Genomic DNA, 6,673 nt, shown 5'->3' on the forward strand with positions numbered 1-6,673 from the left:
CCCACCATCTGGCGCACCATATCGGCGGCACCTTCCGCGATCTTGCGGGAATGTGAAACGATGACGATCCCGACATTGCCGGAGCTCGTATTGCTCATGAATTGACCTCGCGTTCGAGTGTCGCGACCGCCGCCGCGATCAAGAGAGACACCGAGCGTGCCCCCGGATCCATATGGCCGATGGAGCGCGCACCGAGGAAGGATGCACGACCGCGGATCGCCAGCATGGGCGTGGTCCGATCGGCCGCATGCGCCGCCTCCGCCGCGATCGCCTGGGCGTCGCCGCCCTCCGCAAGGACGGTCTGCACCGGCACAAGGACGTCGAGCAAGGTCTTCTGTCCCGCGTCGGAGCGCCCGCGCGCCTTGACGGCATCGATCGCCTTGTCTGTCGCCATCACGAGTTCAGTCCGCGCCGGCTGCTCCGGAAGCGACTTGCCGAGTTCCATGAAGAAGGTGCCGACCAACGGCCCGGACGCGCCGCCGACCTTCATGACCAGCGTCATGCCGATCGCCTTCAGCATGTCCGGCAGCGCCTTGTCCGCAAGCCCCGGCAACGTCGCCAGCACGGCTTCAAAGCCCCGTTTCATGTTCAGCCCGTGATCGCCGTCGCCGATCGCCTGGTCGAGGCCGGTCAATTCGTCGGCGTGCGCGATCATCGTGTCCGCCAGCGCCCGCACCAGCCTTTCCCTCGCCGTCCGATCGAGCGTCATGCCGCGATCCTCGCACCGTCCGCGTCGAAGAACAGCGGGTTGTTGAGACTGACCGAGACGATGTCCCCGACGTCGAGATCAGCATCCGAGTCGGACAGGGTCACGATCGGTTGGCCGCCGAGGTCGAGGTGGAGATGGCTCTGGTCACCGAGATGTTCGATCCGCCTGACGGTCGCCGGCATGCCTCCGCCGCCCTGCGCGATGGTCAGATGCTCGGTGCGCGCGCCGATCGTCTTGGCGCCACGCGGTGCGCCGGCGAACAGCGCCGCCGGCAGCAGGTTGATCGCCGGCTGCCCGAGCCGCCCGGCGACGTAGGCGTTGATCGGATCCTGGTAGATCTCGCGCGGCGTCCCGATCTGGATCAGCCGTCCGGCCTCGATCACGCCGATCCGCGACGCCATCGTCATCGCTTCCGTCTGATCGTGGGTGACATAAAGGATCGTCGCTCCAAGGTCGGTCTGAATCCGCTTGAGCTCGAGGCGCATTTCACTGCGCAACTTGGCGTCCAGCGAGGAGAGCGGTTCGTCCATCAGATAGATCGACGGCGAGCGCACGAGGGCCCGGCCGATCGCCACCCGCTGCATCTGTCCGCCTGACAGCTGCGTCGCCTTGTTGTGCAGCTTGGTTTCGATGTGAAGAAGACGCGCCACCTCCTCCACCTTGCTCCGGATCACGGCCTCCGCCAGGCGCCGGACCGGCGCGCGCAGCGCAAAGGCCATGTTCTCGAATACCGTCAGGTGCGGATAAAGCGAATATTGCTGGAACACGAACGCGACGTCGCGATCGGCCGGCGCCTCGCCGGTCACGTCGCGTCCGCCGATCCGGATCGAACCCTGGTCCGGCATCTCCAGTCCTGCGACGAGGCGCAAGGTCGTGGTCTTGCCGGCGCCGGTCGGCCCCAGCAGCGCGACGAATTCGCCGTCGCGAATCGTCAATGACAGATCGCTGACCGCCCGCGTCTTGTCGAATGTCTTGCAAACGGCCCTGATCTCGACCTCAGCCATGCGCGCCTCCGTCATGCAACGCGGTACGGATTGCCCGGCCGGATTCCTGGTCGAAGATCGATAGCGTATCCGGACGAAAGTCGAGCCCGATATTTTCTCCAGTCCGGAACGAGATGCTGGCGGGCGAGCGCGCCTTGAGCGCGCCATAGGGCGTGGTCACGGTCACGATCTGCGTCGTGCCGAGATATTCCACGCCGTAGATCTCGCCCCGCACCATGCCACGATCGGCAAAACGCACATGTTCGGGCCTGACGCCAAGGACGAGATCGCTGTCCGCCTGCGCCTCGCGCGCGGCGGGAATGGCAACGTCGCGCTCGCCGAGCCGGATCGTCCGCCCGCCGGCTTCGAGGCTGCCGCGAAACGGCAGCAAGTTCATGGGCGGAGAACCAATGAAGTCCGCGACAAAGAGCGACGCCGGCCGGTCATAGATATCACGCGGGCTCGCGACCTGCTCGACGCTGCCGTGGTTCATCACCGCGATCACGTCTGCCATCGCCATCGCCTCGAGCTGGTCATGCGTGACATAGACCGTCGTTGCGCCGAGCCGATCATGCAAGGCGCGCAATTCGCCGATCATCTCCTCACGCATTTCGGTATCGAGCGCACCCAGCGGCTCGTCCATCAGGAAACATTTTGGTTTGCGTACGATCGCGCGCCCGAGCGCGACGCGCTGGCGGTCGCCGCCGGCAAGCCCCGACACCGAGCGGTCGAGCAGATGGGAGATGCGCAGAATGCGCGCGGCCTCCATGACCCGCCGCTCCCGTTCGGCCGCACCGATGCCCTCGCACTTCAGCGGAAACCCGATGTTACGCCGTACATTCAGGTGCGGATAGAGCGCGAAGAGCTGGAATACGAAGGCGATATCCCGCGCCGAAGCGCGATTCATCGTCACGTCCTCGCCACCGAGCCGAATGATTCCGGCCGTGGGCAATTCCAGTCCCGCGATCATCCGCAGCGTGGTGGTCTTGCCGCAACCGGACGGCCCGAGCAGGCAAAGGAACTGACCGTCTTCCACCGTGAAGTCGGCGCCTTTGACCGCGCGAAAATTGCCGAAGGATTTCTCGAGCGCTTCCACCCTGATCTGTGCCATCTCTACTCCCTGACCTTCGACACGATGGTGAACAACAGGGTGCCGAACAGCGTGGTCGCGAACGACCAGGAATAGAGCGTCAGAGAGAACGGCTGCATCAGCATGACGACGCCGGCGGCGATCGTCGTCGTCGCGATGGCCTCCAGCGGACCGCGCCGCAGAATCCTGTCGGTGATGCCGCGACGCGGCGGGGTCGAGTTCACATCGAAACTCATTTGCGCACCGCTCCAAAGGTGATGCCGCGCAGAAGATGCCTGCGCAGCAGGACCGTGAACACGACGATCGGCACCAGGAAGAGCGTGGTGCCGGCTGCCACCGCCGGCCAGTCCTGCCCGCCCTCGCCGATGATGATCGGGATGAAAGGCGGTGCCGTCTGCGCGTTGCCGGAGGTCAGCAGCACCGCGAAGGCATATTCGTTCCAGGCGAAAATCAGGCAGAAGATCGCCGTCGCCGCGATCCCGGTCGTCGCCTGCGGCAGCACCACCTTCACGAAAGCCTGGAACCGGGTATATCCGTCGATCATCGCCGCCTCCTCATACTCGCGCGGGATTTCGTCGATGAAGCCCTTGAGCAGCCATACCGCGAGCGAAACGTTGACCGAGGTGTAGAGCAGGATCATCCCGAGCCGCGTATCCGAAAGCCCGACGGTGCGGTACATCAGGTAGATCGGGATCGCGACCGCGATCGGCGGCATCATCCTGGTCGACAGGATGAAGAACAGCAGGTCGTCCTTCAAGGGGACGCGGAATCGCGAGAAGCCATAGGCCGACAACGTGCCGAGCGCGACCGCGAGGACTGTCGAGCCGAAACCAATGATCAGCGAATTGACGAAGCGCGGCACATAGTTCGACGGCCCGGCGACCACCATATTGCGGCTGCGGGCGATGCGGTCGCACAGGCCCTGCGGTTGTCCCAGCGTCCGGATGAATTCGGGCGTCTGCCGCGAGCGCGTCGTGAAGAGGTTGCAATAGCCCTCGAGCGAGGGCTCGAAGAGGATTTTCGGCGGATAGGAGATCGCGTCGTCCGGCGACTTGAACGATGTAAGCACGATCCAGACCAGCGGAATCATCGTGATGATGGCATAGAGCACTACGAGCGAGCCCGCGAAACGCCGCGTACCCAGCGAAGGTTCGACGACCGAATGCGCCGTATTGGCCAGGCTCATCGGCTTTTCACCCGGTTCAATGCCTTGACATAGATGTTGGCCAGGCCGAACATCGTCACGAACAGAATGAACGCGAAGGCCGAGGAATAGCCGGTCCGCCAACTCTCGAACGCGGCGCGCTTGAGCGTGATCGAGGCGACTTCCGTGGTCGATCCCGGCCCACCGCCGGTGAGCAGATTGACCATGTCGAACATCTTGAAGTTCTCGATGCCGCGGAACAGCACCGCGAGCATGATGAACGGCAGCGCCATCGGCAGCGTGATCGACCAGAACTGCCGCCATTTCGAGGCTCTGTCGACCTCCGCCGCCTCGTAGATATAGTCCGGGATCGAGCGCAGGCCGGCCAGGCAGATCAGCATCACATAGGGAGTCCACATCCAGGCATCGACGATGACGATGGCCCATGGACTGAGCGTCACGTCACCCAGCATCTGGAACGACGAGGCGTCGCGCCCCGTGACGAAGGCGACCACGTAATTGAACAATCCGATCTGCGGCTGGTAGAGAAACGTCCAGAAATTGCCGACCACGGCCGGCGACAGCATCATCGGCAGCAGGATGACCGTGGTCCACAGGCCGTGACCGCGGAATTTCTTGTCGATCAGGAAGGCGAGGCCGAAGCCGAGCATGGTCTCGATGATCACGGTCCAGATCACGAAATGCGCAGTCACCTGCATCGCCGCCCAGATGTCCGGGTCGGTCAGGATCGACTGGTACCAATCGATCCCCAGCCATCGCGTCGGAACATTCGCCCGGTTGGCGCGGTAGCTGGTGAACGACAGATAGATCGTCCAGATCAGCGGAAAGATGTTGATCGCCAGCAGCAGCACGATGGTCGGCGTGATGAAGAGCCAGGCCAGGGCCTTGTCCGACAGCCCCCGGAGACGACGCGTCTCGCGGGGCTGCACGGCGGCGGCTGGATACGGGATCCGCGATGAGGCACTCAAATCGTTCATGGCGTCGACCGATCCTGGGTCCCAGCTGAAGGCCGCTCGAGATTTGCGGCCAGGTCCGGAAAGAAGAGCCCCGGGGGCACGGCGACCGCGCTCCGGGGCGATGACCTGCAAAACTACTTGCCCTCTTCCTTGAAGATCGCCTGCCAGTCCTTGACCAGATCGTCGAGAGCTCCCTTCGCCGTTCCCTTGTCGGCCACGACATAGTCGTGAACGCGCTTCTGCTCAGCCTGCAGCAGCTGCGCATAGGAAGGTTCGGCCCAGAAGTCGACGACCATTCCCATGGACTTCAGAAACTCTCCGGCGAACGGCGCGCTGGCCGGGAAGCTCGGATCGTTCAGCACGGACTTGGCGCAGGAATAGCCGCCCAATGCCCACCACTTCTTCTGCACGTCCGCGCCGGCGAACCACTTGATGTATTGCAGTGCTTCCTCCTGGTTCCTGGAATAGGATACGACCGAGATGCCCTGTCCGCCAAGCTGCGTCGCCTGGGTGGTCGCGGCCGGATTGGAGAAGAACCCGATCTTGTCGCCGCCGACATTCGGGTCCTTATAGAGCCCCGGGAAGAACGCGAAGAAATTCATCTGCAGCGCGACCTGACCCGATTTGAACGCATCGAGGCCTTCCGACATATAGGAGTTTGATGCGCCGGGAGGCGTGCAGCATTTATAGAGCTCCTTGTAGGCTTCGAGCCCCTTGACGGCCCCCGGCGAGTTGACGAAGCCGTCCATCGCGTAGGGCTTGTTCGGATCCTCGTATTTGAAACCGTAATCATAGAGGTAGTTCGAAACGCCCATCGTGATGCCTTCCGAGCCCCGCTCGGTATAGATCGACGCACCATAGACCTTCTTGCCGTCGATCTCGCGTCCCTGGAAAAACTGCGCGATGTCGTGGAGTTCGTCGAGCGTCTTCGGCACGGCGAGATCGCGGCCATACTTGGCCTTGAAGTCCTTCTGCACGTCGGGCCGCGCGAACCAGTCCTTGCGATAGGTCCAGCCCACCGCGTCGCCCATCGCCGGCAGCGCCCAATAATTCGGGGTATTCTTCGGCCATTCGGAATAGCCGACCACGGTCGCCGGCATGTAGTCGTCCATGCTGATCCCTTCCTTCTTGAAGAAATCGTTGAGCTTGACGTATTGGCCGTTCTCGGCGGCGCCGCCGATCCACTGCGAGTCGCCGATGATGAGATCGCACAACGATCCGTGCGAATTGAGCTCGTTGAGGAAGCGATCGGCGTAGTTGGTCCAGGGTACGAATTCGAACTTCATGCCGACCCCGGTCTTGGCGGTGAAGTCCTTCGACAGTTCGACCAGGGCGTTGGCCGGGTCCCACGCCGCCCAACACAGCGTGATCGTCTTGCCCTCGGCCTGCGCGGGCGTGGTCCCGGCCCCGAGGCCGAGCGCGGAAACAAGTGTCCCGCAAGAAACCAGAAGCGCCTTGATGGTGTGATTCATTACGCATTCCCTCCCAGTGGAGCCCGCCATCGACGTGGCGCAGCTTTCCGATCCGCTCGAATGCTTCGAGCGGATCGACACAGTCCTTGACGGGCTGAATGACTGAACTGACGTTTCCTCGCGCCTACCCGGATTCTCACGATCCGGTGAAGCTCGATTTGTTTAGTGGATCACGATTTACTAAACATTGCAAGCGAGGCCTCGTGGGTTTTTCCGTCAACGAACTGTAGTAGTGGTTCATCACAGTGATTTTGACGTTTTGATACCGAGCCGGCCGCAGCGCGGCGTAACGACAACT

Annotated in this window: 7 protein-coding genes and 1 pseudogene; all 8 read right to left on the minus strand. The window is 62.9% G+C overall.

What is annotated here, in order from left to right; all coding sequences use genetic code 11:
• Positions 1–98, minus strand: a pseudogene (locus tag WCB02_RS05560) (dihydroxyacetone kinase phosphoryl donor subunit DhaM); the annotation flags it as partial.
• Positions 95–709, minus strand: coding sequence for a dihydroxyacetone kinase subunit DhaL (gene dhaL, locus WCB02_RS05565; RefSeq protein WP_423956840.1), 615 nt, complete (start codon positions 707–709; stop codon positions 95–97). The pseudogene WCB02_RS05560 and the gene dhaL, both read right to left, overlap by 4 nt.
• Entirely contained in the window at positions 706–1,713 is a 1,008-nt protein-coding gene (locus tag WCB02_RS05570; protein WP_423956841.1) for an ABC transporter ATP-binding protein, read from the minus strand. Before WCB02_RS05570 ends, dhaL begins: the two co-directional genes overlap by 4 nt.
• The gene (locus tag WCB02_RS05575) at positions 1,706–2,803 is read right to left on the minus strand and encodes an ABC transporter ATP-binding protein (protein WP_423956842.1); all 1,098 of its coding nucleotides are present in this window, start codon (positions 2,801–2,803) and stop codon (positions 1,706–1,708) included. Before WCB02_RS05575 ends, WCB02_RS05570 begins: the two co-directional genes overlap by 8 nt.
• A gap of 2 nt (positions 2,804–2,805) precedes the next feature.
• Positions 2,806–3,018, minus strand: a complete 213-nt coding sequence (locus tag WCB02_RS05580) for a hypothetical protein (protein WP_423956843.1) — start codon at positions 3,016–3,018, stop codon at positions 2,806–2,808.
• Positions 3,015–3,968, minus strand: a complete 954-nt coding sequence (locus WCB02_RS05585; RefSeq protein ID WP_423956844.1) for a carbohydrate ABC transporter permease — start codon at positions 3,966–3,968, stop codon at positions 3,015–3,017. The genes WCB02_RS05580 and WCB02_RS05585 overlap by 4 nt, the downstream gene beginning before the upstream one ends.
• The gene (locus WCB02_RS05590; protein ID WP_423956845.1) at positions 3,965–4,924 is read right to left on the minus strand and encodes a carbohydrate ABC transporter permease; all 960 of its coding nucleotides are present in this window, start codon (positions 4,922–4,924) and stop codon (positions 3,965–3,967) included. The genes WCB02_RS05585 and WCB02_RS05590 overlap by 4 nt, the downstream gene beginning before the upstream one ends.
• Positions 4,925–5,037: 113 nt before the next feature.
• Entirely contained in the window at positions 5,038–6,375 is a 1,338-nt protein-coding gene (locus WCB02_RS05595) for an ABC transporter substrate-binding protein (protein ID WP_423956846.1), read from the minus strand.
• Between the last annotated feature and the right edge of the window lie 298 nt (positions 6,376–6,673).

The organism is Bradyrhizobium sp. (genome assembly GCF_049581145.1).
Lineage (GTDB): Bacteria > Pseudomonadota > Alphaproteobacteria > Rhizobiales > Xanthobacteraceae > Bradyrhizobium.

Excerpts from the sequence above, each read along its gene's own strand:
- WCB02_RS05580 (WP_423956843.1), bottom strand. The coding sequence starts at position 3,018 with ATGAGTTTCGATGTGAACTCGACCCCGCCGCGTCGCGGCATCACCGAC.
- WCB02_RS05575 (WP_423956842.1), bottom strand. The coding sequence starts at position 2,803 with ATGGCACAGATCAGGGTGGAAGCGCTCGAGAAATCCTTCGGCAATTTT.
- WCB02_RS05595 (WP_423956846.1), bottom strand. The coding sequence starts at position 6,375 with ATGAATCACACCATCAAGGCGCTTCTGGTTTCTTGCGGGACACTTGTT.
- WCB02_RS05585 (WP_423956844.1), bottom strand. The coding sequence starts at position 3,968 with ATGAGCCTGGCCAATACGGCGCATTCGGTCGTCGAACCTTCGCTGGGT.
- WCB02_RS05590 (WP_423956845.1), bottom strand. The coding sequence starts at position 4,924 with ATGAACGATTTGAGTGCCTCATCGCGGATCCCGTATCCAGCCGCCGCC.
- dhaL (WP_423956840.1), bottom strand. The coding sequence starts at position 709 with ATGACGCTCGATCGGACGGCGAGGGAAAGGCTGGTGCGGGCGCTGGCG.
- WCB02_RS05570 (WP_423956841.1), bottom strand. The coding sequence starts at position 1,713 with ATGGCTGAGGTCGAGATCAGGGCCGTTTGCAAGACATTCGACAAGACG.